Genomic DNA, 22,530 nt, shown 5'->3' with positions numbered 1-22,530 from the left:
CCTCGGGGCGGGCAACGGGACGCAGGTGACCATCGAAGCGGGTCCTCTTGCTGAGGTCACAGATATCACGACATATGATAGTGACAGCACAAGAGGTGAGTTCGTTGTATGGATTGACAAAAACGGAAATGGTGTTTGGGAAAAATCAGAGCCGAACAGCAACCAGACTGGAGGTATCGGGAGTGAAGTCCACATTCCATACATGAGTATCTCGGATATTTCGGCTGGAACATACAACGTTTCAGCTGCTGAATCGGAGTCGATCTACGTTGGAATTGAAGCAAATACAACCGTCCAAGACCAACTAACGGTCGTCTCGGGCGCCGCACCCCAACTCCGGTCGGCGGTGCGCTACGACAACGGGACCGACGCCGAAGTGGAACTCGCCTTCGACGAGAACGTCTCGGCTGTTCGGGCGCTGAACGTGTCGACGGTCGACGGCGACGCGAACCTCACGGAGTCCGTCAGCGTCTCGCGGGGGCGCGTCGTGGCGACGGTAGACGGCACCGCCCCGGACGAGTTGACGGTCGCGTACGACGTCGCCGACGACGCGGGGAATCGGTACGCGACTGAACAGGCGGCGACGGTCCGGTCCGCGGCCGTGACGACCGGCGCCGGCGACGACGACACGGTCTACGAGGGGTCGACGCTCGCCGTCCTGACCGACCGGACGAACACGAGCGTCGCCGTCGACGCCGCGGACGGTTCGGTTAGTCGGTCCGAGTCGACCGGGGCGAACAGCAAGGCGTACCTCCTCGACACCGGGACGCTCGACCGCGGCGCGTACGACGTCGTCTACGGCGGCGACGCGAATCGGAACGCCACGTTCCGCGTCGAGAGCCTCGGCCTCACGGTCGGCGTGGCCGACGCGACGGTCACGAACGACGACGGCGCGACCGTCGCCGCGACCGTCTCGGCCGACGCGGGCGGGCGGTCCGTCGCGGTCGAACTCCGGGACGCCGACGGGAACGCGGTGGCGGCCGACGCCGCCGTCCTCGACGGTCGCGGGGAGTACGACTACGCGTTCGACGCGTCCGGTCTCGGAGCGGGCGACTACGCCGTCCTCGCGGTCGACGGTCCGTCCGGCGCGGAGAAACGATCCGAACCGGTGGTCGTCTCGGACCCGCCGAGCGACGATAGCGACGACGGCGGTGACGACGACTCCGAGTACGGCGACTACCGCGACCCGACGCCGACCCCGACCGAGACGACGTTGTCGCCGACGTCGACGGAGCGGTCGACCGCCGATGCGGGTCCGGTCGCCGGGCCGTCGGACGGGAGGGACGCGGCGGGCGTCGAGTTCGGCGAGAACGCGGAAGAGCGGGAGACGGCGGTCGATGCGGCGTCGCCCGTGAACGGGGTGACCGAGGGAGCGACCACGGACGCCGCCGCGTCGCCGACGACCACCGAGGCGGCGCCCGTCGTTGCCTCTGGAACGGAATCTGAGACGGCCACCGGGACCGGCGTTCCCGGATTCGGCGTCGGTGCCGCCGCCGCGGCGCTGTTCCTCGGCGCGATGTTCGCCGTGCTGACGGCCCGCCGCGACCGATAGCGGGCCGGTCGAGTCAGTCGAGTCAGTCGGGTCGTCGGGGCGGAAGGCCGCGCCCGATGGTCCGGACGTTCCGACCTGACCGACGCGCGGAATGACAAGGGATTTAGTCCGGTATCCCTATCTATCCTCTATGCCCGGACTGCTGTCTGACTTCCTCGCGTGGGCGTCGATCCTCACCTTCGTCGCCGGCGCCCTCCTGTACCGCCGGAACGACCGCGCGGCGCGGTACGTCTCCGCCGCCGCGTGGGGCCTCTTCGCCCTCTTTTGGCTCCGGTTGGTCCCGCACTTCGCCTTCGAGCACAAGAGCTACATCGAGGGGTTCCTCTCCCTTGCCGCGGTTCCAGCGTGTCTCTACGCCGGCTATCTCCTCTACGCGGGACGCGACAGCCTGTTCGTCCTCTCGAAGGCCGTCGCCGCCATGGGCGTCATCTACCTCCCGTTCGAGACGATTCCCGCGCTCACGCTCTTCGGTCTGACCGTCCCGGCCCCGCAGGCCGTCCTGATAGAGACCGTCGCGGCTCAGACCCAGTTCTTCGTGAACGCCCTCGGCTACCACCCCGAGATGACCGCCGGCGACCTCGGCTACCACAACATGTTCGTGTTCATGGAAGGTACCCACCGCATCACCGTCTCGGTCGTCCTCGCCTGCACCGGACTCGGCAGCATGGCCATCTTCGGCGGCCTCATCGCCGCTGTCGACGCCCCCCTCCGGCGGAAGGCCCGCGCCCTCGCCATCGCCATCCCCATCATCTACGCGCTGAACCTCGCCCGCACGACGTTCATCACCATCGCGTTCGGCGAGCAGTACATGCACTTCTTCGTCGACGAGATTCTCATGCTGTTCGGGTCGAGCGACCCGTACATGGTCTCGTTCTTCATCTCCGACCGCATCATCAGCCAGTTCCTCGCAGTCGTCGCGCTGGTCGGCATCACCTACCTCGTCGTCCGCGAGGTGCCGGAACTACTGACGATAATCGAGGACGTCCTCTACATGGTCACCGGCGACGAGTACGACCTCCGCGAGGCCTTGGACTTAGAGGAGGCGGGCCGCGGCGGGAGCGGGAGCGTCTGACGCCTCGCTCGCGTCCCCCTCTCCCACGTTCACACTTCGTTTTCTTCCACGACGTCGTCCGGCGCGCCGCCGAGCGCTCGGAGCGCGTCGGCCTCGACGTGATGAACGTCGCCCGGAATCACGAGCATGTGCAGGGGGTCGCCGAACTCCCGTTCCGCGAGCGCCGACAGTCGGTCCGCGGCGACGACGGGGTCCTCGCTTCCCGCCCGCGCGACGACGACGCCCAACACGTCCTTCCAGTCCTCCGCGAGCATCTCCGCGGCGTAGTCGCCGGTCATGTACTCCTCGCGGTCGGCTTTGATGTCGAGGTAGACCAGCGTGTGCAGGCCGCGTTCGCGGTTCGCTTCGACGGAGTCAGTGACGCTCTTCGGCACGCCGTCGGCGCCGTGAGCGTACGGAAACGGCAGCGTCACCGCCTTCCCGAACCGGTAGTTCTGAAGCCCCGTCAGGCCGCTGGCGGCCGACTGCGCGGTCACGCCGTGGATCAGTCGCGTCTCGATTTCCCGTTCGACGGCGCGGAGGCGCAGGTCCACGTGCGTCGTGGATATCATCGTATCGCCGGCGGTGAGGAAGGCGACGTTCTCCTCCTCGGCGGCGTCGAGGATATCCCCGGGATGCTGTTCGACGCCCGCGCGGTCCCGCACCTCGATATCGATGTCGTGGTACGATTCGAGGTCTTCGACCGTCGCGCCGACGAGATGGCTGGTGTAGAACTCCGCGAACGCGCGGTCCGCGTCGGCGAGGGCGTCGCGCCCCTCGACCGTTATCGACCGCTCGTCGTACAGACCGAGTCCGATGAAGGTGAGCATACCACCTCTCGGCCGGCCCGCCCGATAAGTGCCGTGTCCTGCCGCGGCGGGACGCGGACCGCCCGACTCCCGCCGCCATCGTCTCAATCCGCCGAAATGTTTACCTCCCTGAGACAGATACTACCACGCACGGTCGTCGGTCGGTCGCCGCCGCGACCGACGGACGATGGATGGGAACACATGCCCGGGAAGACTTCACGCGCCGGTACGCCGGAACGCTCGCTCGGAGAACCGTCCCGCGAGAACGTCCTCTACGAGATTATCACGCTCGTCGCCGAGGTGAAAGGCTGCGACCCCCTGTCGCTTCGCCCCGTCTCGGAGGTGGTCGACCCCGAATCGCTCGAAGCGTTGTTCACCAACTCTCGGACCGACGTCGACGTCCGCTTTCCCTACGAGGGCGGGCACGTGGAAGTGGACGAGTCGAGCGTCCGATTCGAGTACGACTACGACGTGCCGTGAGTCGTTCGCGTACGGATTGAGTGGCGGCGAATGAGGGACGAGCCACGAACACCGCGTACGTGTACGAAGATAGGTTCGCGGGAGAAGTAAGCGCCGATGGAGGAGATTGTGAACTACGGTCGCTCACTGACGTTCGCTCCCTAGTTCAAATCCCTCGTCGTCTCTTTCGACGCTCACGGACTCGTCGCTTCGCTCCTCGTCGTAGTTCGCGTCAGAAAGAGCCGGTGGAGGGATTTGAACCCTCGGCCTATTCCTTACGAAGGAATCGCTCTGCCAGCTGAGCTACACCGGCGCGGAGTGCTATCGAACGCATCTTACCGTATTCGCATGACGAAGAAAAGGCTTCCGAATCAGCGCGCGAAGAGCGTCACGTCGAGGCACACGTTGTACTCGTGGGGCGCGTACGACCGCACGACGCGTTCGGTGTCCACCCGCACGTCGTACGCCGGTTCCGCGGCCGCTCTGATGGCGTCGATGCCGGGACCGAACGGGTCGTCCTCGTGCTGGATGTCGTAGTAGTGGAGGACGCACTCCTCGCCCGCCAGTCGGACGGCGGCGTCGAGGAACTCGTCGGCGCTGTGCGGGAGGTTCATCACGAGTCGGTCGGCCCAGTCCTCGTAGTCGGCGGCCGCCTCGCGCACGTCGCCCTGAACCGCGGTCAGGCGCTCTTCGACGCCGTTGCGGCGGGCGTTCTCGCGGAGGTAGTCGACGGCGGCGTCGTTCAGGTCGCAGCCGACCACCTCGGCGCCGCGCTTCGCCATGGGAACGGCGAACGGGCCGACGCCGGCGAACATGTCGAAGGCGCGTTCGCCCTCACCGACCTGCTCGACCACGCGATGCCGTTCGGTCGCCAGACGGGGGGAGAAATACACCTGTGCGATGTCCAGCAGGAACTCACAGCCGTACTCGCGGTGGACCGTCTCCGTGCTCTCTCCGACCAGCACGTCCCACTCGCGCACGCGGAGTTCGCCTTTCACCTTCGAGGCGCGGTTGACCACCGTCCGGGCGCGGAGGGCCGAATCGGCGATGGCGTCGGCTATCTCCCGGGCGCGGTCGGGGTCGTCCTCGTCGAGGATGACCACGTCGCCGAGTCGCTCGTAGGTCGGGTCGAACCCGAGGACGTCGGCGGGCATCGTCTGCGTCTCGCGGGCCGCCGCGTCGAACTCGACTACGTCGAACTCCGCGCGGGCGGCTGCGGCGTCGGTCACGGGGATGTACAGCGACCCGTCGCGGACGGTTATCTCGTGGGAGCGGTCCACGAGGTCGCGTTCCGCGAGGACGCGCCGCGTCGCCTCCCCCTCGCTCGTCGGGACGCGGACGCAGGGGACGTTCATGTCCGATGCTGACCGCGCGAGCGAGTAAGCGTGACGCTTCGGCGTCCCTGGACGGCCCGGTCGCTCGCTCCGACCGTCCGCCCCGCCCGCCCCGAAGACGAACGGGCGGGCCGTGGCGTTGAAACCGACGCCACCCGTCACCCCGACCATGCCAACGCTCTCCGACGCCCTCGGCGTCGGCGACGACTCCGTGCTCGTCGCCGTCGGCGCGGGCGGGAAGAAGTCGCTCCTCTACTCCCTCGCCGACGAACTCCCCGACGCCGTCGTCACCGCGACTGTCAAGATGCCGAAGTTCGGCGGGAAGGTCGAGCGCACCGTCCTCACCGACGACCCCGTCTCGGCCGCGCGGGAGGCCGAAGAACGACCGCTCGGCCTCGCCCGCGACGGCGACCGGAGCGACCGGTACCTCGGCTACGACCCGGACGTCGTCGACGACCTGGCCGAGGCGGGCGCGACCCCGCTGCTGGTGAAGGGCGACGGCGCCCGGACGCGACTGCTCAAGGCGCCCAAGGAGGGCGAACCGCCGGTTCCGAGCGCCGCCACGGTCGTCGTCCCCCTCGCCTCCGTCCGCGTCGTCGGTCAACCCCTCACCGAGGAGGCGGTCCACCGGCCCAAGCGCGTCGCCGAACTCACCGACCTCGCCGCGGGGAACGAAATCCGCCCGAAACACGTCGCGGACGTCCTCGCCCACCCCGACGGCGGCCTGAAGAACGTCCCCGAGGACGCCGACGCCGTCCCCGTCGTGAACATGGCCGACACGGAGGAGACGGTCGAGACGGCGAGAGAAGTCGCGGAACGGGTGCTCGAGCGAGCGCCGTCGGTCCCGCGCGTCCTCGTGACGCGACTCATTCACGACGACCCGGTCGTCGACGTGGTCGAACGCGATTAGTCGGGAGAACCCGTCAGAACGACTCGAACCGCCGCGCCGCCTCGCGCACCTCCGACTCGGTGTTCAGGTTCTCGAACGTCTCCGGCGTCGCGTGCGCCCGCACCTCTTCTTCGGTCACCGTCGCCCAGTCGTCCAGTTCGTCGAGGGCGGCGACGACGCGCGCCTCTCCTCGACTCAGGACGCGTTCGCACGCCGCGGCCATCGCGTCGGCCCGGTAGACCGCCTGCGTCGTCTGGTACCACTCGTCCGGCCGCGGCACCGCGGCGTCGCGTCCCTCCGCGCGCGAGAAGAGATATTCGACGAACGCGGGGTCGACGAACGGCATGTCGCAGGCGACGACGGCGGCGTACGTCGAGTCGACGGCCGAGAGACCCGTCGCGATGCCGGCCGTCGGCCCGCGGTCCGGGACGGGGTCCGCGGCGACGGCGACGGGGACGCCGCAGCCCTCGACGGCCGCGCGGAGCGCCTCGACCTGTTCCTCCCGGCAGTTCAGCACGAGTCGGTCGCAGACGGACGCGAGGCGGTCCGCGACGCGGCGGACGAGGGGCGTTCCCGCGAGGTCGGCGAGCGCCTTGTCGCCGTCGCCGAAGCGGGTGGAGTACCCCCCGCAGAGGACCACCCCCTCGCGGATGTCGGTCATACCTCCCTCTCGACGGGCGGTCACCAAAAAGCGGTCGCGTCCGGCTCAACTAGTCCGACGAACCGACGGAGAGAAGAAAGCCGCTCGTCACCGATCGACCGACCGACTCTGCGGATCAGGCCTCTGCGCCGGACCCGCCGCCGCCGACGAACGGCGTCGCGTCCCACGCTTCGAGCAGTTCCTGATAGCGGTTTCTGATGGTCACTTCCGAGATGTCCGTGACCTCGCTGACCTGGTGTTGTGTCACGTCCTCGTTGGTCAACTGCGCGGCGGCGTAGAGCGCGGCGGCCGCGAGGCCGACGGGCGATTTGCCGGAGTGGACGTTCTCGCGCTTCGCGTTCTCCAGCAGTTCGCGCGCGGTGCGCTCCGTCTCCTTGGGCACCTCCACGTCCGAGGCGAACCGCGGGAGGTACTCGGTCGGGTCCGCGGGCTTGATTTCGAGGGAGAGTTCGCGGACGATGTAGCGGTACGCTCGCTCGAACTCGTCCTCGTCGACGCGGGAGACGCGAGCCACCTCGTCGAGCGACCGGGGCACCTGCGCCATCCGGGCGGCCGCGTGCAGGGAAGCCGTCGCGATGCCCTCGATGGACCGACCGGGTAGCAGGCTGTCTTCGAGCGCGCGGCGGTAGATGACCGACGACGTCTCGCGGACGTTGTCGGGCAGGCCGAGCGCGGAGGCCATGCGGTCGATTTCGCCGAGCGCCTGTTTCAGGTTGCGCTCCTTGGAGTCGCGTGTTCGGAAGCGCTCGTTCCACGTTCGCAGGCGCTGCATCTTCTGACGCTGGTTCGACGACAGGGAGTTGCCGTAGGCGTCCTTGTCCTGCCAGCCGATGTTGGTCGACAGCCCCTTGTCGTGCATCATGTTCGTCGTCGGCGCGCCGACGCGGGACTTCTCGTCTTTCTCCTTCGAGTCGAACGCGCGCCACTCGGGGCCGCGGTCGACGGCGTCCTCGTCGACGACGAGGCCGCAGTCCTCACACACCGTCTCGCCGCGTCCCTCGTCGGTGGCGAGGTCGGTCGAACCGCACTCCGGACAGCGAAGCGTCTCGTCGTCCTGTCGCTCGCGTTCGTCCTCCGTCTCGTCGCGTGTGTTCTCCGTTCGACGCTCCTGGGAGTCGGTCGGGACGCGCTGACGGGCGCGTTCGGTGACGGAGTCACTCATTATGGGGTCGCAGGTCGGGGAGAACGGGAGCCCCGACCCTCGCTCGTACCTACGTAACGGCCGCGCGCACAAAAATGCGTCGGCAGCGACAGGACATTATTCCCGATAATCATCTCTTCGGAAAGAACATGATATTTCGAAGGGTCTCGGGCGACTGAACGGGAGGAGAAGAAGAGAGGGAAGGTCGTAACGCCCGTCTCCCGCCTTACGTCGACGAGCGCGCGTCCACCGACGCGTCGGTCTCTCCGCGGTCGTCCCCCCTCTCGCCGTCGTCTCCGTCGTTCTCCCGTTGGCCCCTACCTCCGTCGAGTCGGTCCGAGACGGCCGCGAGCACCTCCTCGGGGGAGACGACGACGCCGCGTTCGCGGAGCCTTCGGTACGCCTCCTCGCCCGCCACCCCCGCGTAGTTACGTTCGGAGAACGGTCGTTCCTCGACGAGGACGAGGCGCTCGGCGCCCGCGGCGGCGCGGAGGTTGGCGAGGTTGCCCGACCCCACCTCCACGTCCGCGACGACGACGCAGTCCGCGGCGGCGACGCGGTCGGCCACGCTCGACTCGGCCGCCTCGTCGACGGGGGAGAACGGGTCGACGGTCACCGCCTCCAACCCCAGACTCCGCGCCGTCTCGGTGTCCGTGTCGCCCTCGTTCAGTGCGCCGACGGAGACGTCGTACCCCGCCGCAGAGAGGAGATACAGGTGCCGCGAGGCGGCGCCGCCCCCGCCGACGACGTGGACGCGGCCGCGCGCCCCGTCCCCGGCGCCGACCCGTCGGTCCGGGAGGGCGGTGACGTACACCGACCCCGTGACGGGGTGGCGTGCGACGACTGCGTTCGCGCCGAAGGCGTCCTCGAGGTTCTCTTCCGTGAGCACCGACTCCGGCGGACCGGCGGCGACGACGCGGCCGCCCGACAGCAGGAGGAGTTCGTCGCAGTAGTGCGCGGCGAGGTTCAGGTCGTGGATGGCGGCGACGGCCGTCTTCCCCTCGCCGACCAACTCCCGCACCAGTTCGAGCGTTCGCACTTGGTGGTTGATGTCGAGGCTGGCCGTCGGTTCGTCGAGGAGGAGAAGCGGCGTCTCCTGCGCCAACGCGCGGGCGATGAGCACCCGTTGGCGCTCGCCGCCCGAGAGGTCGCTCACCGTCCGGTCGACGAACTCGGTCGTCCGCGTCCGTTCGAGGGCGCGTTCGACCGCCGACTCGTCGTCCTCGCGCCAACCGCCGAATCGGGAGCGGTGGGGCGTTCGCCCCATGCGAACGGTCTCTCGCACGTCGAAGTCGAAGGTGAGCGAGGTGTCTTGGGGAACCGTGGCGACGAGGCGGCTCGCCGCCTTCGAGGAGAGCGCGTGGACGTTCTCGCCGTCGACGTCGACGCGGCCGCCGGAGGGCGCGAGCGACCCGTTGATGGTTTCGAGCAGGGTCGTCTTTCCGGCGCCGTTCGGCCCGATGAGGCCGACGAACGTCCCCCGACCGACGGTCAAGTCCACGTCGTCGAGGATGGTTTCCCCGCCGAGTTCGACGGAGAGGTCCGTCGTTCGGACCACCGGCCGGGGCCGGGATTCCGACTCCCCCTCTCGGCTCACAGTCGGTGCACCTCCCGCGTGCGGAGCAGGTAGAGGAAGAACGGGGCTCCGATGGCGGCGGTGACGATGCCGACGGGCACCTCCGCGGCGCCCGAACGGGCGAGGGTGTCCGTGGCCACGAGGAACGACGCGCCGGCGAGGGCGCTGGTCGGCAGGAGGATGCGGTGGTCCGGGCCGACGAGCAGGCGCATCGCGTGCGGGACGATGAGGCCGACGAAGCCGATGACGCCGGAGACGGCGACGGCCGCCGCGGTGACGACGCTGGAGACGGCGAGGAGGATTCGCTTCGTCCGCTCGACTTCGATACCGAGGCTGTGGGCGTCGGCCTCCCCGAGGAGGAGGACGTTCATGTCGGAGGCGTAGAACAGGAGCAGGAGGAAGAGAGGCGGGAGAACGGCGGCGACGACGCTCACCTCGCGCCACGTCGTCCCGCTCAGGTGTCCCATCAGCCAGAAGACGACGCGCTGGAGGCTCCACCCGCTCTCGAGCATCATGAAGGAGATGACGGCGCCGAGAAACGTCTGGACGGCGACGCCCGCCAGCAGCAGCGTCGCCGTCGGCGTGTGCCCGTCGCGCGTGGCGAGGAGGTAGACGCCGAACCCGGTGAGAACGGAGGTGACGAACGCCGCGCCCTGCAGTTGGAGGCCGAACGGGAGGACGAACGGGAAGACGATGCTGGCGACGGCGCCGACGGCCGCCCCCGAGGAGATGCCGATGATGGAGGGGTCGGCCATCGGGTTGCGGAAGAACCCCTGCATCACGACGCCCGCGGTGGCGAGGGCGAACCCGACCAGCGCCGCCAGCAGGATGCGCGGCAGGCGCACGTCGACGACGATGACGCGGACGGTCCGCTCGACGGCGTAGCCGAGCGACGGGACCAGCGCCCCGAGCACCGCCTTCGCAACCGTCACGGGCGGGATGGAGACGGGTCCGACGCCGGCGCTGGCGAGGACGACGGCGACGAGGAGGACGCACAACCCCCCGGACCACGCGAGGGCCCGCGTTCGGACGGTCATTCGTTATGCAATCGCAGTTGGTTTAGGTAAATACTTGTTGCGATAGTCCGCACGCGGCGTACATGCGACTCAGGACACTCTCGCTCGTGACGCTTCTTCTCGTCGCCGCCGTCGCGCCCGTCTCCGGCGCCGCGGCGGTCGGTTCGAACGGGTTCGAACAGCAGACGACGACCACGCAGGCCCAGGCCTGTTCGTTCCCGTACTCGGCGACGGACGCGACGGGAACGGAGGTGACGCTCGACTCGGACCCCGACCGAATCGTGACGCTGAACCCCAGCGCCGCGCAGACGATGTGGGAGATAGGCGCCCGCGACGAAGTCGTCGGCGTCTCCCAGTACGCCGCCTACCTCGACGGAGCCGCGGAGAAGCAGAACGTCTCGGGGCCGAACGGCGCGAGCGTCGAAAGAGTGCTCGCGGCGAACCCGGACCTCGTCCTCGTTCCGAGTTCCTCCTACGGCGCCTCGAAGGACCGCGTCGACCAACTCCGCGCGCAGGGCGTCCCAGTGTTCGTGTTCGGTGAGGGGACCTCCCTCGCGTACGTCGCGAACAAGACCGAGCGAATCGGCCGCCTCACCGGCAACTGCGAGGCGGGGGCCGAGGTGGCGAACGACGTCCGCGACTCCGTCAGTCAGATGCGTAGCGTCCTCGAAGACGAGGAGAAACCGGTCGGCCTCAACTACTTCTACGGCTACACCTCCGGGTCGAACACGTTCATCGGCGACGTGATGACCACCGCCGGCCTGCGCAACGGCGCGGCGGAGGCGAACGTCAGCGGCTTCGCGCAGATAAACGACGAGACGGTCGTCGAGATGAACCCCGAGTACGTCGTCGCGCCCGAGGAGTCGCCCGTTCCGGCGAACGAGGCGTGGAACAGCACGACGGCGATTCGGGAGGGCAACGTGGTCCGCGTGAACACGAACTACCTCCAACAGCCCGCGCCGCGGTCCGTCGACGCCGCCGAGACCATCATGCGGGCCGTCCACCCCGAGGCGTACGAGGAGTATCAGCAGATACAGACCGGGAACGGCACCGCGACCGGGTCGGAGGCGAGTGACGCGACGGCCGCCGAGACGACGACCACCGTGGTCGTCGACGACACGCCGCCGGAGTCCGAGACGGAGGCGGGGACCGAACCCGAGACCGGAACCGAGACGGGCGCCGACTCGCCCGGATTCGGTGTTCTGGCCGGCCTCGTCGCCCTCGTCGGCGCGGCGCTGTTGGCGGCGCGACGGTAGTCGGTGTCTTCCCTTCGCCCGGCCGTCTCGGACGTGGCTACGGCTGTCCGACCCGCCGTCTCGACGACGGACCGAGCAACTGCCGCGGGCGGCCCCTTTCGGGGCGGTTCCAGCGACAGGAGCGGTTCAGACGGAAGCGACCGAACCGTCTGATAATCGCGGACCACAACCGTATTACGGGCGCGTCGCGGTCGTTCGAGCATGGCTGTGGAGAACGTCATCTGGCCCCGCTACCTCGACGCCGAGAAGTCGCGGTCCGCGGGCCGGCGCGTGCCGCTCGAGGACGCCGTCGTGGAACCGACGATAGACGAGATAGCCGAGGCGGTCCAACAGATCGGCTACGACGCCGTCATCGAACGCGACGTGCGACACCCCAGAGAGTGGGAGACGCGCGGCCGCGTCGTCGTCAAGGGCGCCGAGGACTCGACGAAGAACGACCTCGTGCAGGCCGTCGCCGCCTACGTCGGCATCCTGCGGGACTGACAGCGATGCAACGAGTCGGCACCGTCTCCCGGACGGCGCAGAACCTCGCCATCGCGCGCTGCGAGGGCGCCGAACACCCCGACATCGGCCGCGAAGTCGTCGACGAGTCGCTCTCCTCGGTCGGCCGCGTCGTCGACGTGTTCGGACCGGTTGAGCGGCCGTACGTGGCCGTGGCGACCGGCGACCGTGTCGCGCCCGCGACGCTCGTCGGGACGAAACTGTACGCGCGCTGATTCGAGAACACAATCCCCATAGCCCCCGACGCGAAACGGGCGGACATGCGCAAACGCGTCGCCTTCGCGGTCGGTCTCGCGGCACTCGTCTTCCTCCTCGTCCAGTTGGGGGCGCTGGCGCTGGTCCCCACGTTCTACGACGCGGGCTACCAGACCGTCGAGGACCCGACGGACCCGACGAACAGCCTCGCCTACCTCGCCGCCATCCTCGTCGCCACCGGCGTGATGCTCGCGGCGTTCAAGTACGACTTCGACTGGGCGGTCCGCGCGCTGGTCGTCGTCACCAGCGGGATGCTCTCGTGGTACGTCTTCTCGGTGTTCCTCCCCGGAACGGTCGCCGTCGCGGCCGCGGTAGGCGTCTCGGCCGCCCTGCTCGCGTACCCCGAGTGGTACGTCATCGACGCCGCGGGCGTCCTCATGGGCGCCGGCGCGGCCGCCCTGTTCGGAATCAGCTTCGGTCTCTTACCCGCGGTGGTCCTCCTCGTCGCCCTCGCCATCTACGACGCCGTCAGCGTCTACGGCACGAAGCACATGCTGGACCTCGCGGAGGGCGTGATGGACCTGCGCATCCCGGTCGTACTCGTCATTCCGACGACGCTGTCGTACTCGCTGCTCGGCGACGACTTCTCCGACGCGAACGACGTCCACGAGGACGGGAGCGAGGGGAGCGCCGACGCGGGCGGTGCCGGCGCGGACGCGGACGGCGGCCGCGACGCCGGAACGGAAATCGAGGAGGACCTGACCGACGACGACGTGCGCGACGCGTTCTTCATCGGCCTCGGCGACGCCGTGATGCCGACCGTGATGGTCGCCAGCGGCGCGTTCTTCTTACCGCGGTCGCTCGCCCCGTCGCTCGGCGTCGGGTTCCTCCCGGCGCTGACGCTGCCCGCGCTGACGGCGATGATAGGGACGTTCGCCGGCCTGTTCGTCCTCCTCTGGTTGGTGCTGAAGGGGCGCGCCCACGCGGGCCTCCCCCTGCTCAACGGCGGCACCATCGGCGGCTATCTGGTCGGCGCGTTGCTCTCAGGCGTGCCGCTGCTGACGGCGCTGGGGCTGTGATCGCGGCCTCTGACGCATCTCTTCGCCGAGAAGACGCCCGAAGTAGCCGCTTCGTATCGCGGCGTCGCGAATCGCTCGGTCCGGAGAAGGGAGGTTCGGAATCGGTGCGGCGAACGACGTCGAGCCGTGTTATCAGAGCGACCGAGCGGAGCGGTCACGTCGGTCCCGTCGGTGCTGTCGGTACAACTGAGCGAAACCGACGGTTCCGACCACTCCGGAGACGACGCTGAGAGCCGCCGGGTCCGCCGCGTTCGGCGCTTCCAGATAGTGAACGATAGAGGCCGCGGTGAACAGGAGCATCGAGACCGCCCCGACGGCGTACCACTTCGCGTCCATGGGCGTCAGAGAATACTCACGCAGATATCATTTTTGCCGTCCCCTCGGGGACCGCGGACGGCGCTACCTCTCGCCCGCCCCGTGCCGGACGAACACGGCCATCCCCGACTGGAAGTCGTCCATCGCGTCGGCGGAGAGTTCCGCGCGGCCGACGCCGAGGACGTCGTCGTCGGTCGTGACGACGGCCACCTCGTCGCCGGGACGAACCGCCGGGTCCACCTCGGTGACGAACTTCGCGAAGGCGTTCTTGCCGTCGCGGACGAACGGTTCGCTCTCCGCGCCGACGGCGACACGGTTCGCCGGCGCCGGGAACTGCTCGACGAGTCGTCGCCCGCCCTCCACGCCGAGGGTGAACCGGCCGTCCGTCCCGTAGGAGACGACGCGGCTCTCGTCGCCGAGCACCTGCCGCGGCCGACCGCTGGTCGACCGCTTGACGGTCAGGTCGTCGTCGGGGAACAGCGCCCGCCCCGCGCCCGCGCCGAACTGGTAGTCGGCGACGGTCCGGAGGTCCGACAGCGTCGCGTCGCCGCCGTCGCCGCTCCCGTCGGTGTCGTCGCTCATACCCGCCCCTTTCGGTCGGTCCGTGAAGTCACTCGCGGTCCGCGGCGCCCGGTTGCGAACTGCTACCACGCTCGGTTCACGAAGAAAGCGATAAGTAACCGACGGTTCTCGGAGACGACTATGTCGACGAACGTGCGGCAAGTCGCGCTCGGAACCTCGCTGCTGTTGGCCAGCAGCGCCCTCTTCTTGGAGACGGGCATCGACGGCCGCGTCTCGGCGCTCCTCGTCGGAATCGCCGTCTGCGCGTTCGGCCTCGCCGTCGTCCGGCTCCTCGGCGACGCCGACGGCCGGGCCGCCTGAGCGCGGACCGGGTGAGCGCCGACTCTCCGAACGCGGCCGGGCTAATCGAGCGACGGAGTCGATTCGGAGACGTGTGATTTTAACAAGGTGTATTCCGAACCGCCGAGTATGTCAGCTCTCCAGTCGCTTCGAACCGCGTTCGGGTCGCTCGCGAGCAACCCCGTGTTGTTCCTCGCCGGCCTCGCGTACGCCGTCGTCGTCCTCCCACAGTCGGTGTTGCCGCTGGCCGGGACGTCACTCGCCGGGTCGGCGCTCCAGTTCCTGACGTTCTTCGTCACGCCGTTCCTCATCGCCGGCATCATCGGCATGGCCGCGGAGGCGACGGACGGCGACACGTCGCTGTCGACGCTCACCCGCGTCGGCAAGGACCGGTTCGTCCCGCTACTCATCGCCAAGTTCGTCCAGATAGGCGTCTACATCGCCTACGCCATCGCCGCCGGTATCGTCGCTCTCATCGTCGCCGTCATCGGGTTCGTCGTCGGCGTGCCGCTCCTGGCCGCTCTCGCCCTCCTGCTGTTCTTCCTCGGGGCGCTGGTGCTCCAGTTCTTCATCCAGTTCTTCCCCGTCGCCGTCGCCCTCGACGACGCGGACGCCATCGATAGCTTCCGCGTGAGCCTCCGCCTCGTCCGCGAGAACCTGCTCAGCACGCTCGGTTACACCGTCCTCACGTTCCTCGTCACCGCCGCCGTCTCCCTCGTCACCGCCGGTCCCATCTACTACCAGCAGATACAGACGCTGAGTCGGTTCCAAGAGATGCAGCAGGGCGGCGCCGCGCCCGCCGTCGGCCCCGGCGGGATGCCGACCGGGATGGAGATGTTCCAGTTCTCCACGGCGGAGATTCTCCTCCTCGCGGTCATCTCGCTGGCGTCGATGATGCTCGTGTTCACCTTCCGGCAGGCGTACGCGACGGCGTTCTATCGGGACCACGTCCCGCCGCTCGGACCCGAGGACCCCGGGTCCGCGACGGGCGCGGCCGGGAGACCGGACGCGACGGACGACGCCGGGTGGACGAGAGACGCGAACGACGACGCGTTCGACCGCTCGGACGACCGATTCGAGAACGACCGTTCCGACGACCGCTCGGACGACCGGTTCTAACTCGGCCTACAGCAGGAACGTGTCCTGCCGGTCGGACATGTTGATGAAGTTGTCCGCCGCCTCGACGAGTTCGTCGGCCGTCGACTCCTCGAACGCGATGACTTCCACGCGCACGCCCTCGTGGCGGAGGTGCGAGCAGAGGCGGGAGAAGTCGCCGTCGCCGGTGCAGAGGACGACGGTGTCGACGTGGTTCGCCAGCGTCACCGCGTCGAGACTCATCCCCACGTCCCAGTCGGCCTTCTTCGACCCGTCGCCGAACGTCTTGATGTCGCGTATCTTCGTCTCGAAGCCGATGTCGACGAGGGCGTCGAAGAACGTCTCCTCGTCGGGGGAGTCCGCCCGGACGACGTAGGCGATGGCGCGCGTCAGACTCCGGTCGGCGACGCTCTTCTTCAGCAGCGACGAGTAGTCGATGTTCCGCGAGTAGAGGCTCTGCGCGGAGTGATAGAGGTTCTGCGCGTCCGCCAGCACGGCGACGCGCTGCCCCGGGTGGATGTCGGTCATAGTACAATCCCGGTGGTGGTTCCTTATCAATGGGGGTGTCTGACGCCGCACCCGGACGCGGCCGCCCGGGGGCACCGAAGCACCCTCGCGGGAACTCCGCCCGGACCCCGCTCGGACGGCGGTTCTTGCGAGCGACGTAAGCTATATGACCGCGTGGCGCCGTCCGTCGAACGTGACGCACACCACGCCGTCCCCGTCCGCCGCTCGCCGGTCGGTAGCGACGCGTGGGGCTCTTTTGGACCCGAAAAAACGCGCGCCCTGACGCTCTGGGCGGGAGTGGCGACCCCGTCTCTGGCGACCCCCGACCGGCGCGGCGCGCAGGTGACCGACCGACCCACAGACACGACACACAGCACATGACAGACTTCGACCTGACAGGGGTGTTCCCGGCGATGACGACGCCGTTCGCCCCGGACGAACGCATCGACCACGAGACGCTCGCCGAAGACGCCAGACGGCTCGAACGCGCCGGCGTCGACGGACTGGTTCCCGTCGGCTCCACGGGGGAGAGCGCGACGCTCACCCACGACGAACACGTCGAGGTGGTGGAGACGGTGGTCGACGCCGTCGACGTGCCCGTCATCGCGGGTGCGGGTTCGAACTCCACCCGCGAGGCGCTCGAACTCTCGCGGCGCTCCGTCGACGTCGGCGCCGACGGCCTGCTCCACATCTCGCCGTACTACAACAAGCCCGAGCAGGCGGGCTTCGTCGAGCACTACCGCACCATCGCCGACGCCGTCGACGCGCCGCAGATAGTGTACAACGTCCCCTCGCGCACGGGACGCAATATCGAACCGGCGACGGTCGAACTGCTCGCCGGCCACGAGAACATCGCGGGCTACAAGGCCGCCAGCGGCGACCTCGGGCAGATTTCCGAGGTCGTTGAGCGGACGCGAGACGAGGAGTTCTCGGTGCTGTCGGGCGACGACGCGCTCACCCTCCCCGTCATGTCCGTCGGCGGCGACGGCACCATCTCCGTCTCCGCGAACGTCGAACCCGAGCGGACCGTCGCGATGGTCGAGGCGGCCGCCGCGGACGACTACGCCCGCGCCCGCGAACTCCACCACGAACTCGGCCCGCTCAACCGCCAACTGTTCGCCGAGACGAACCCCATCCCGGTGAAGGCCGCCTCGGAGATTCGCGGCTACGGGCCGGGACGGCTCCGCTCGCCGCTCACGGACCTCTCGGCGGAGCCGCGCGCGGAGTTGGAGGCCATCCTCGAGGACCTCGAAGAGAGCCGCGCGGAGTCGCTGGGACTCGAAGCCGCGGAGGGAACGTAGATGAGCGGAAGCGGGCGCGAGGGTGAGAGCGAACCGGTCCGCGTCGCCGTCACGGGCGCCGCGGGTCGGATGGGACGGGAACTGCTCGACGTGGCCGCCGGTCGCGACGACGTCGAGGTGGTCCTCGCCGTCAACCGGACTCCGGTCGACTCGGTGGCGGGCGTCGACGTGCGCTCGGCCGACGACCTGTCCGGCCACCTCGGCGAGACGGAGCCGGACGTGCTGGTCGACTTCACCGGCCCCGAGTCGAGCGTCGACTACGTCGCCGCCTGCGCCGAGATGGGCGTCGCCGTCGTCGTCGGCACCACCGGCTTCGACGAGGACGGCCGCGCGGCCCTCGACGCCGCCGCCGAATCGGTTCCCCTCCTGCACGCGACGAACTTCTCGCGCGGCATCGCCGCCCTGCGGCGGGCCGTCGGCGAGGCGGTCGCCGCTCTCCCCGACTACGATATCGAGGTGACCGAGACGCATCACAACGGGAAGCGCGACGCTCCCTCCGGCACCGCGAACACCCTGTTGGACGATATCGACGACGCGCGCGGCGACGCGGAGCGCGTGTACGGTCGCGAGGGCGACCAGCCCCGAACCGAGGGCGAAATCGGCGTTCACGCCCGCCGCGCCGGGGGCGTGACCGGGGAGCACGAGGTGCTCCTCGCCGACGACCACCAGACGCTGAGCCTGACGCACCGCGCCGGCTCGCGCGGCGTCTTCGCCGCGGGCGCCCTCGACGCCGCGGTGTGGCTCTCTGGGCGGGACGCCGGCGGCTACGACTTCGAGGAGGTACTCGACGCATGAGCATCCAGACCGAGATAGACGACCTGTGGCAGCGATACGAAGACGACGAACTTTCCGCGGACACCGCCGGCTCCGAGACGCTGGCGACGCTCGACGCGTTCCTCGTCGCCCTCGAACAGGGCGAGGAGCGGGCGGCCGAACCCGTAGGCGGGTCCGGCCCGGACGGCTGGACGGTCAACGAGTGGGTCAAGCGGGGAATCCTGCTGAACTTCGGCCTGCGCGAGACGACCGCACGCGAGTACGGCGGCGTGCGGTACTACGACGTGCTCCCCCTGCGCCAGACGACCGACCTCGGCCAGCGCGGGACGCGGAACACGCCGGACGGGACGACCATCCGCCGGGGGGCGTACCTCGGCTCCGACTGCATCATGATGTCGCCGTCGTTCGTCAACGTCGGCGCGCACGTCGACGACGGCACCCTCGTCGACTCCTGCGACACCGTCGGCTCCTGCGCCCAACTCGGCAAGAACGTCAAACTCGGCGCGAACACCCTCATCGGGGGCGTGCTCGAACCCGTCGAGGACGCGCCCGTGATAATCGAAGACGGCGTCTCCCTCGGCGCAGGGTGTCGGGTCACTTCCGGCTTCCACGTCGGGGAGAACACCGTCGTCGGCGAGAACACGCTGCTGTCGCCGCGCATCCCCGTGTACGACTTGGTGGAAGAGGAGGTGCTGTACGGACACCTGCCCTCCGACCGTCGGGCGTTCACGCGCTACGTCGAGTCCTCGCTCGGCGACCACGACCTCTTCGAGGGCGGGGCGTACAAGCCCGCCGTCGTCGCCCTCGACATCGAGGAGGACACCCTCGACAGCACGCGCCGCGAGGAGGCGCTTCGGGAATGACGGCGCACGGGGGCGACACCGAAAACCCGCCGGTTCGGCGCCTCTCCGGGTGGGATGCCGACGAACTCGTCGCCCTCGCCGGGGAGTACGGCACGCCGCTGTACGTGATGGACCGCGACCGCGTCCGGGAGAACTGCGCGCGCCTCCGCGGGGCGTTCCCCGACGCGGAGGTCCGCTACGCGGTGAAGGCGCACACGGGCCGCGCGGTGCTCGAAGCGGTCCGGGAGTCCGGCCTCGCCGCCGAGTGCGCCTCCGCGGGCGAGGTCGAACGCGCCCTCGCCGCCGGCTACGACGGTTCGGAAGTGCAGTACACCGCGGTGAACCCGCCCGGCCGCGATTTGGACCACGTCGTCGACCGCTGGCGCGAGAATCCCGAACTGACGGTCACCGTCGGCGCCGCCGACACCGTCGGCCGCCTGCGCGACCGCGGGTTCGACGGTCGCCTCTGCATCCGCGCGAATCCGGGCGTCGGCGCGGGCCACCACGAGAAGGTCCGGACGGGCGCGAACGCGAAGTTCGGCGTCCCGTACGACGAGGTGGCCGACCTCGCGGCGTCCGTCGCCGACGAGTTCGACTTCGTCGGCCTACACGCCCACGCCGGGAGCGGCATCTCCGGCGAGGACCTCTCGAACCACCGCGAACTAGTGAGAAGAATGGGCGAACTCGCCCGCGAGGTGGAGTCGCGCGTCGGTCCCCTGGAGTTCGTCGACGTGGGCGGCGGGTTCGGCGTTCCCTACCGAGAAGACGAACCGCCGCTCGACTTGGAGAGCGTGGCCGACGCGACGCGCGAGGCCCTCGGCGACGTGTCGGGGACGCTCGCGGTCGAACCCGGCCGGTACGTCGTCGCGGACGCGGGCGTCCTCCTCGCGCGGGTCAACACCGTGAAGGAAGCGGCCGACGCCACCGTCGTCGGCGTCGACGCCGGGATGACCACCTTACTCCGCCCGGCGATGTACGACGCGTACCACGAGATCCGGAACCTGTCAGCAGAAAATACTGAAGAGGCGATATCTGCCACCGTCGCGGGCCCTATCTGTGAGTCGGCCGACGTCCTGTGTGAGAACAGGTCCCTTGCGAATCCCCGACGGGGAGCGTATCTCGCCGTCGGAAACGCGGGGGCGTACGGATACGAGATGGCGAGCACCTACAATTCGCGGCCGAGACCGGCCGAAGTCGCGCTCGACGGCGGGAAGGCCCGCCTCGTGCGACGGCGCGAGACCCTGACTGACCTCACGGAGCTAGAACAATGAGCGTACTCGAAGAGCGAATCCCAGTCGCAAAGTACCACGGAACCGGAAACGACTTCATCGTCGTCGACGCCGAGGAGTCGGTCCCCGACCGACCGGCGTTCGCGAAGACGCACTGTAACCGGGAGTCCGGCATCGAAGACACGGAGGGCGATGCCGACACCGGGACCGAGGCCGGTGCCGACGGCCCGCCCCGACGCGGCGCGGACGGCGTCCTCTTTCTCGCCCTCGAAGGCCGCTACTCGCCGCCGCGCGTCGTAATGACATTGGTCCAACCGGACGGCTCCGTCGCGGCGATGTGCGGCAACGGCGCGCGCTGCGCCGCCGCGTGGGCCGCCGAGCGAACCGGCAGCGACGAACTGATGATAGACACGCCCGCCGGCACCCGCCGCGCCGCCGTCGACGGCGGCCGGGTGACCATCGAGATGGGCACCCCCTCTTTCCACCCCCGCGACGTCCCCCTGGCCGGCGACGAGGAACTGGTCGAAGCGGACGTAGAGGGCCTGACGGTCACCGCCGTGAACACCGGCGTCCCGCACGCCGTGGCGTTCGTCGACGACGTGGACGAGGCGGACCTAGAGGCCGTCGCACCGCCCGTTCGCCACGCCGACGTCTTCCCGCAGGGGGCGAACGTCGTCCTCGCCTCGCGGAACGACGACGGGTCGTTCAGCCAGCGCACCTTCGAACGCGGCGTCGAGGGGGAGACGCGGTCGTGCGGCACGGGCGCCGTCGCCGTCGTCGCCGCGGCCAAGCGCCTCGGCCTCGTCGAGGGCGACGACCCCGTGACCGTCTCGCCGCCGGGCGGCGACCTCGAAATCACCGTCCCGGACGTCGGGTCGGCGACGCTGTCCGGGCCGGCCGCCTACGAGTTCGAGACCGAACTCGACGTGGCCGTCCGCTCGCGGTAGATGGTCGGGTTCGATTCGGCCGCCGACGGAGCGACGGCCGACGCGACCGGCGGCTTCGACCCGATAGCCTTTCTGGAGGACGCCGTCCCCATCGCCTCGAACGAGAGCGTCGAAGAGATGCGTGCGTTCCTCGTCGAGACGCTCGAATCGAACGGCGTCGAGGCGACGGTGGACGACGCGGGCAACACCCTCGCCTCGAAGGGCGCCACGGACCCCGAGACCCATCTCGTCTTCAACACGCACGTCGACACCGTCTCGCCGCACGTCCCCTTCGAACGGGACGGTGACCATATCCGGGGCCGCGGTTCCTGCGACGCGAAGGGACCGCTCGCCGCCCTCCTCGCAGCGTTCCTCGCCGTCGACCCCGCTCCGGACGCTCGCGTGACGCTGGCCGTCACCCCCGACGAGGAGGTGCTGTCGACGGGCGCGGCGGCGCTCGATTTGGACGCCGACATGTACGTCGTCGGCGAACCCACGGGGCTCGACGTCTGTACCGCTGCCAAAGGGAGATTTCAGGGGACACTGACGCTCTCGGGCGTCGCCTCCCACGCCGCCGAACCCGACTCCGGCGTCAACGCCGTGTTCGCCTTAGAGCAGGCTCTCGCGGCGATTCGGGCCTTCGACGACGGTCGCGAGGAACACCCGCAGTTGGGCGGCGCGACGCTCACGCCGACGATGGTCGACGGCGGCGACTCGACGAATCAGGTGCCCGCGGCGTGCCGCCTCGTCCTCGACCGGCGGAGCGTCCCGCCGGAGACGGCCGAGGGGTTCCGCGAGTCGCTCGAATCGACCGTCCGGGCGGCCGTCCCCGACGACGTGGGCGTCGACTTCTCCCTCACCGACCGCGCGACGCCGTTCCTGGAGGCGTTCGCCACCGACGAGGACCACGAACTCGTCTCGGCGCTCGCCGCGGCGTCCGAACGCGCGGGCGGGTCCGGGACCGTCCGGCCGTTCGCGGCGGCGACGGAGGCGTCGTACTTCGCGCCGGCGCCCGTCGTCGTCTTCGGGCCGGGCGTCCTCGCCGACGGCGAGGGCGCGGTGGCCCACGCCGACCGCGAGTACGTGCGCGTCGCGGACGTCCGGCGCGCCGCCGAGGCGGTGACCGACGCGACGGCCGAACTCGTCGGCGTCGAGTAGTCT

General features: G+C 69.4%; 25 protein-coding genes and 1 tRNA gene. 16 read left to right on the top strand and 10 right to left on the bottom strand.

Going from position 1 to position 22,530, the window contains the following annotated elements; all coding sequences use genetic code 11:
- The first annotated feature begins 346 nt into the window (after positions 1–346).
- Together NDI79_RS04295 and artA are read left to right on the top strand one after the other, a co-directional pair.
- Positions 347–1,552, top strand: coding sequence for a hypothetical protein (locus NDI79_RS04295; protein WP_310927205.1), 1,206 nt, complete (start codon positions 347–349; stop codon positions 1,550–1,552).
- A 130-nt stretch (positions 1,553–1,682) separates the two neighbouring features.
- The gene (gene artA / locus NDI79_RS04290; RefSeq protein WP_310927204.1) at positions 1,683–2,624 is read left to right on the top strand and encodes an archaeosortase A; all 942 of its coding nucleotides are present in this window, start codon (positions 1,683–1,685) and stop codon (positions 2,622–2,624) included.
- Between the two features lie 29 nt (positions 2,625–2,653).
- Here artA and dph5 read toward each other — a convergent pair whose 3' ends face one another.
- Positions 2,654–3,433, bottom strand: a complete 780-nt coding sequence (gene dph5, locus NDI79_RS04285) for a diphthine synthase (RefSeq protein ID WP_310927203.1) — start codon at positions 3,431–3,433, stop codon at positions 2,654–2,656.
- A gap of 180 nt (positions 3,434–3,613) precedes the next feature.
- Between dph5 and NDI79_RS04280 the strand changes: the two genes are divergently transcribed.
- Positions 3,614–3,892, top strand: coding sequence for a HalOD1 output domain-containing protein (locus tag NDI79_RS04280; RefSeq protein ID WP_310927202.1), 279 nt, complete (start codon positions 3,614–3,616; stop codon positions 3,890–3,892).
- A 219-nt stretch (positions 3,893–4,111) separates the two neighbouring features.
- On the opposite strand, the gene NDI79_RS04275 is transcribed toward NDI79_RS04280, so the two are convergent.
- Together NDI79_RS04275 and NDI79_RS04270 are read right to left on the bottom strand one after the other, a co-directional pair.
- Positions 4,112–4,184: transfer RNA gene (locus tag NDI79_RS04275), tRNA-Thr, on the bottom strand.
- 58 nt (positions 4,185–4,242) lie between these two features.
- Positions 4,243–5,226: a class I SAM-dependent methyltransferase gene (locus NDI79_RS04270; protein ID WP_310927628.1), complete on the bottom strand. Its 984-nt coding sequence runs from the start codon at positions 5,224–5,226 to the stop codon at positions 4,243–4,245.
- A 148-nt stretch (positions 5,227–5,374) separates the two neighbouring features.
- Here NDI79_RS04270 and yqeC point away from each other — a divergent pair, with 148 nt between their 5' ends.
- The gene (gene yqeC, locus NDI79_RS04265; RefSeq protein ID WP_310927201.1) at positions 5,375–6,115 is read left to right on the top strand and encodes a selenium cofactor biosynthesis protein YqeC; all 741 of its coding nucleotides are present in this window, start codon (positions 5,375–5,377) and stop codon (positions 6,113–6,115) included.
- A 13-nt stretch (positions 6,116–6,128) separates the two neighbouring features.
- Here yqeC and mobA read toward each other — a convergent pair whose 3' ends face one another.
- From mobA to btuC, 4 genes are all read right to left on the bottom strand, one after another.
- A complete protein-coding gene (gene mobA / locus NDI79_RS04260; protein WP_425499579.1) occupies positions 6,129–6,746 on the bottom strand; it encodes a molybdenum cofactor guanylyltransferase in 618 nt (205 codons plus the stop codon).
- Between the two features lie 124 nt (positions 6,747–6,870).
- The gene (locus tag NDI79_RS04255; RefSeq protein WP_310927199.1) at positions 6,871–7,917 is read right to left on the bottom strand and encodes a transcription initiation factor IIB; all 1,047 of its coding nucleotides are present in this window, start codon (positions 7,915–7,917) and stop codon (positions 6,871–6,873) included.
- Positions 7,918–8,122: 205 nt separating this feature from the next.
- Complete coding sequence (locus NDI79_RS04250; protein WP_310927198.1) at positions 8,123–9,493, bottom strand: heme ABC transporter ATP-binding protein; 1,371 nt, start codon at positions 9,491–9,493, stop codon at positions 8,123–8,125.
- Positions 9,490–10,509 carry a vitamin B12 ABC transporter permease BtuC gene (gene btuC, locus NDI79_RS04245; RefSeq protein WP_310927197.1) on the bottom strand — a complete coding sequence of 340 codons (1,020 nt, stop codon included), beginning with the start codon at positions 10,507–10,509 and terminating at the stop codon, positions 9,490–9,492. The genes NDI79_RS04250 and btuC overlap by 4 nt, the downstream gene beginning before the upstream one ends.
- Before the next feature lie 62 nt (positions 10,510–10,571).
- On the opposite strand from btuC, the gene NDI79_RS04240 reads away from it, so the two are divergent.
- From NDI79_RS04240 to NDI79_RS04225, 4 genes are all read left to right on the top strand, one after another.
- Positions 10,572–11,744 carry a PGF-CTERM-anchored ABC transporter substrate-binding protein gene (locus NDI79_RS04240; RefSeq protein WP_310927196.1) on the top strand — a complete coding sequence of 391 codons (1,173 nt, stop codon included), beginning with the start codon at positions 10,572–10,574 and terminating at the stop codon, positions 11,742–11,744.
- A 201-nt stretch (positions 11,745–11,945) separates the two neighbouring features.
- A complete protein-coding gene (gene srp19 / locus NDI79_RS04235) occupies positions 11,946–12,227 on the top strand; it encodes a signal recognition particle subunit SRP19 (RefSeq protein WP_310923062.1) in 282 nt (93 codons plus the stop codon).
- A 5-nt stretch (positions 12,228–12,232) separates the two neighbouring features.
- Positions 12,233–12,460, top strand: a complete 228-nt coding sequence (locus tag NDI79_RS04230) for an H/ACA ribonucleoprotein complex subunit GAR1 (RefSeq protein ID WP_310927195.1) — start codon at positions 12,233–12,235, stop codon at positions 12,458–12,460.
- 45 nt (positions 12,461–12,505) lie between these two features.
- Positions 12,506–13,519 (top strand): presenilin family intramembrane aspartyl protease PSH, encoded by a 1,014-nt coding sequence (locus NDI79_RS04225; protein WP_310927194.1) that lies wholly within the window; start codon positions 12,506–12,508, stop codon positions 13,517–13,519.
- A gap of 132 nt (positions 13,520–13,651) precedes the next feature.
- Here the strand turns inward: NDI79_RS04225 and NDI79_RS04220 are convergent, their stop codons facing one another.
- Positions 13,652–13,855: a hypothetical protein gene (locus NDI79_RS04220; RefSeq protein WP_310927193.1), complete on the bottom strand. Its 204-nt coding sequence runs from the start codon at positions 13,853–13,855 to the stop codon at positions 13,652–13,654.
- Between the two features lie 63 nt (positions 13,856–13,918).
- Positions 13,919–14,416 carry a PUA domain-containing protein gene (locus tag NDI79_RS04215; RefSeq protein ID WP_310927192.1) on the bottom strand — a complete coding sequence of 166 codons (498 nt, stop codon included), beginning with the start codon at positions 14,414–14,416 and terminating at the stop codon, positions 13,919–13,921.
- Positions 14,417–14,536: 120 nt separating this feature from the next.
- Between NDI79_RS04215 and NDI79_RS04210 the strand changes: the two genes are divergently transcribed.
- Both NDI79_RS04210 and NDI79_RS04205 read left to right on the top strand, forming a co-directional pair.
- The gene (locus NDI79_RS04210; protein WP_310927191.1) at positions 14,537–14,716 is read left to right on the top strand and encodes a hypothetical protein; all 180 of its coding nucleotides are present in this window, start codon (positions 14,537–14,539) and stop codon (positions 14,714–14,716) included.
- A gap of 108 nt (positions 14,717–14,824) precedes the next feature.
- Positions 14,825–15,814 carry a DUF7847 domain-containing protein gene (locus NDI79_RS04205; RefSeq protein ID WP_310927190.1) on the top strand — a complete coding sequence of 330 codons (990 nt, stop codon included), beginning with the start codon at positions 14,825–14,827 and terminating at the stop codon, positions 15,812–15,814.
- A 6-nt stretch (positions 15,815–15,820) separates the two neighbouring features.
- Here the strand turns inward: NDI79_RS04205 and NDI79_RS04200 are convergent, their stop codons facing one another.
- Positions 15,821–16,318, bottom strand: coding sequence for a LabA-like NYN domain-containing protein (locus NDI79_RS04200; protein WP_310927189.1), 498 nt, complete (start codon positions 16,316–16,318; stop codon positions 15,821–15,823).
- Positions 16,319–16,674: 356 nt separating this feature from the next.
- On the opposite strand from NDI79_RS04200, the gene dapA reads away from it, so the two are divergent.
- The 6 genes from dapA to NDI79_RS04170 are packed head-to-tail and all read left to right on the top strand — an operon-like array spanning position 16,675 to position 22,527.
- Positions 16,675–17,598 carry a 4-hydroxy-tetrahydrodipicolinate synthase gene (dapA, locus tag NDI79_RS04195; RefSeq protein ID WP_310927188.1) on the top strand — a complete coding sequence of 308 codons (924 nt, stop codon included), beginning with the start codon at positions 16,675–16,677 and terminating at the stop codon, positions 17,596–17,598.
- Positions 17,599–18,393, top strand: coding sequence for a 4-hydroxy-tetrahydrodipicolinate reductase (gene dapB, locus NDI79_RS04190; protein WP_310927187.1), 795 nt, complete (start codon positions 17,599–17,601; stop codon positions 18,391–18,393).
- Positions 18,390–19,235, top strand: coding sequence for a 2,3,4,5-tetrahydropyridine-2,6-dicarboxylate N-succinyltransferase (locus NDI79_RS04185; RefSeq protein WP_310927186.1), 846 nt, complete (start codon positions 18,390–18,392; stop codon positions 19,233–19,235). Before dapB ends, NDI79_RS04185 begins: the two co-directional genes overlap by 4 nt.
- Positions 19,232–20,485: a diaminopimelate decarboxylase gene (gene lysA, locus NDI79_RS04180; protein WP_310927185.1), complete on the top strand. Its 1,254-nt coding sequence runs from the start codon at positions 19,232–19,234 to the stop codon at positions 20,483–20,485. The genes NDI79_RS04185 and lysA overlap by 4 nt, the downstream gene beginning before the upstream one ends.
- Entirely contained in the window at positions 20,482–21,390 is a 909-nt protein-coding gene (gene dapF, locus NDI79_RS04175; RefSeq protein WP_310927184.1) for a diaminopimelate epimerase, read from the top strand. Before lysA ends, dapF begins: the two co-directional genes overlap by 4 nt.
- Complete coding sequence (locus tag NDI79_RS04170; RefSeq protein WP_310927183.1) at positions 21,391–22,527, top strand: M20 family metallopeptidase; 1,137 nt, start codon at positions 21,391–21,393, stop codon at positions 22,525–22,527. It abuts the gene before it with no gap.
- The last annotated feature ends 3 nt before the right edge of the window (positions 22,528–22,530 follow it).

This window comes from Halogeometricum sp. S3BR5-2 (genome assembly GCF_031624635.1).
Taxonomy (GTDB): Archaea; Halobacteriota; Halobacteria; order Halobacteriales; family Haloferacaceae; genus Halogeometricum; species Halogeometricum luteum.
The sequence above is the reverse complement of the archived record's forward strand: the minus strand, read 5'-3'. Positions and strand labels throughout refer to the sequence as shown.

Excerpts from the sequence above, each read along its gene's own strand:
- artA (WP_310927204.1), top strand. The coding sequence starts at position 1,683 with ATGCCCGGACTGCTGTCTGACTTCCTCGCGTGGGCGTCGATCCTCACC.
- dph5 (WP_310927203.1), bottom strand. The coding sequence starts at position 3,433 with ATGCTCACCTTCATCGGACTCGGTCTGTACGACGAGCGGTCGATAACG.
- NDI79_RS04280 (WP_310927202.1), top strand. The coding sequence starts at position 3,614 with ATGCCCGGGAAGACTTCACGCGCCGGTACGCCGGAACGCTCGCTCGGA.
- NDI79_RS04270 (WP_310927628.1), bottom strand. The coding sequence starts at position 5,226 with ATGAACGTCCCCTGCGTCCGCGTCCCGACGAGCGAGGGGGAGGCGACG.
- yqeC (WP_310927201.1), top strand. The coding sequence starts at position 5,375 with ATGCCAACGCTCTCCGACGCCCTCGGCGTCGGCGACGACTCCGTGCTC.
- NDI79_RS04255 (WP_310927199.1), bottom strand. The coding sequence starts at position 7,917 with ATGAGTGACTCCGTCACCGAACGCGCCCGTCAGCGCGTCCCGACCGAC.
- btuC (WP_310927197.1), bottom strand. The coding sequence starts at position 10,509 with ATGACCGTCCGAACGCGGGCCCTCGCGTGGTCCGGGGGGTTGTGCGTC.
- NDI79_RS04240 (WP_310927196.1), top strand. The coding sequence starts at position 10,572 with ATGCGACTCAGGACACTCTCGCTCGTGACGCTTCTTCTCGTCGCCGCC.
- srp19 (WP_310923062.1), top strand. The coding sequence starts at position 11,946 with ATGGCTGTGGAGAACGTCATCTGGCCCCGCTACCTCGACGCCGAGAAG.
- NDI79_RS04230 (WP_310927195.1), top strand. The coding sequence starts at position 12,233 with ATGCAACGAGTCGGCACCGTCTCCCGGACGGCGCAGAACCTCGCCATC.
- NDI79_RS04225 (WP_310927194.1), top strand. The coding sequence starts at position 12,506 with ATGCGCAAACGCGTCGCCTTCGCGGTCGGTCTCGCGGCACTCGTCTTC.
- NDI79_RS04220 (WP_310927193.1), bottom strand. The coding sequence starts at position 13,855 with ATGGACGCGAAGTGGTACGCCGTCGGGGCGGTCTCGATGCTCCTGTTC.
- NDI79_RS04215 (WP_310927192.1), bottom strand. The coding sequence starts at position 14,416 with ATGAGCGACGACACCGACGGGAGCGGCGACGGCGGCGACGCGACGCTG.
- NDI79_RS04210 (WP_310927191.1), top strand. The coding sequence starts at position 14,537 with ATGTCGACGAACGTGCGGCAAGTCGCGCTCGGAACCTCGCTGCTGTTG.
- NDI79_RS04205 (WP_310927190.1), top strand. The coding sequence starts at position 14,825 with ATGTCAGCTCTCCAGTCGCTTCGAACCGCGTTCGGGTCGCTCGCGAGC.
- NDI79_RS04200 (WP_310927189.1), bottom strand. The coding sequence starts at position 16,318 with ATGACCGACATCCACCCGGGGCAGCGCGTCGCCGTGCTGGCGGACGCG.
- dapA (WP_310927188.1), top strand. The coding sequence starts at position 16,675 with ATGACAGACTTCGACCTGACAGGGGTGTTCCCGGCGATGACGACGCCG.
- dapB (WP_310927187.1), top strand. The coding sequence starts at position 17,599 with ATGAGCGGAAGCGGGCGCGAGGGTGAGAGCGAACCGGTCCGCGTCGCC.
- NDI79_RS04185 (WP_310927186.1), top strand. The coding sequence starts at position 18,390 with ATGAGCATCCAGACCGAGATAGACGACCTGTGGCAGCGATACGAAGAC.
- lysA (WP_310927185.1), top strand. The coding sequence starts at position 19,232 with ATGACGGCGCACGGGGGCGACACCGAAAACCCGCCGGTTCGGCGCCTC.
- dapF (WP_310927184.1), top strand. The coding sequence starts at position 20,482 with ATGAGCGTACTCGAAGAGCGAATCCCAGTCGCAAAGTACCACGGAACC.
- NDI79_RS04170 (WP_310927183.1), top strand. The coding sequence starts at position 21,391 with ATGGTCGGGTTCGATTCGGCCGCCGACGGAGCGACGGCCGACGCGACC.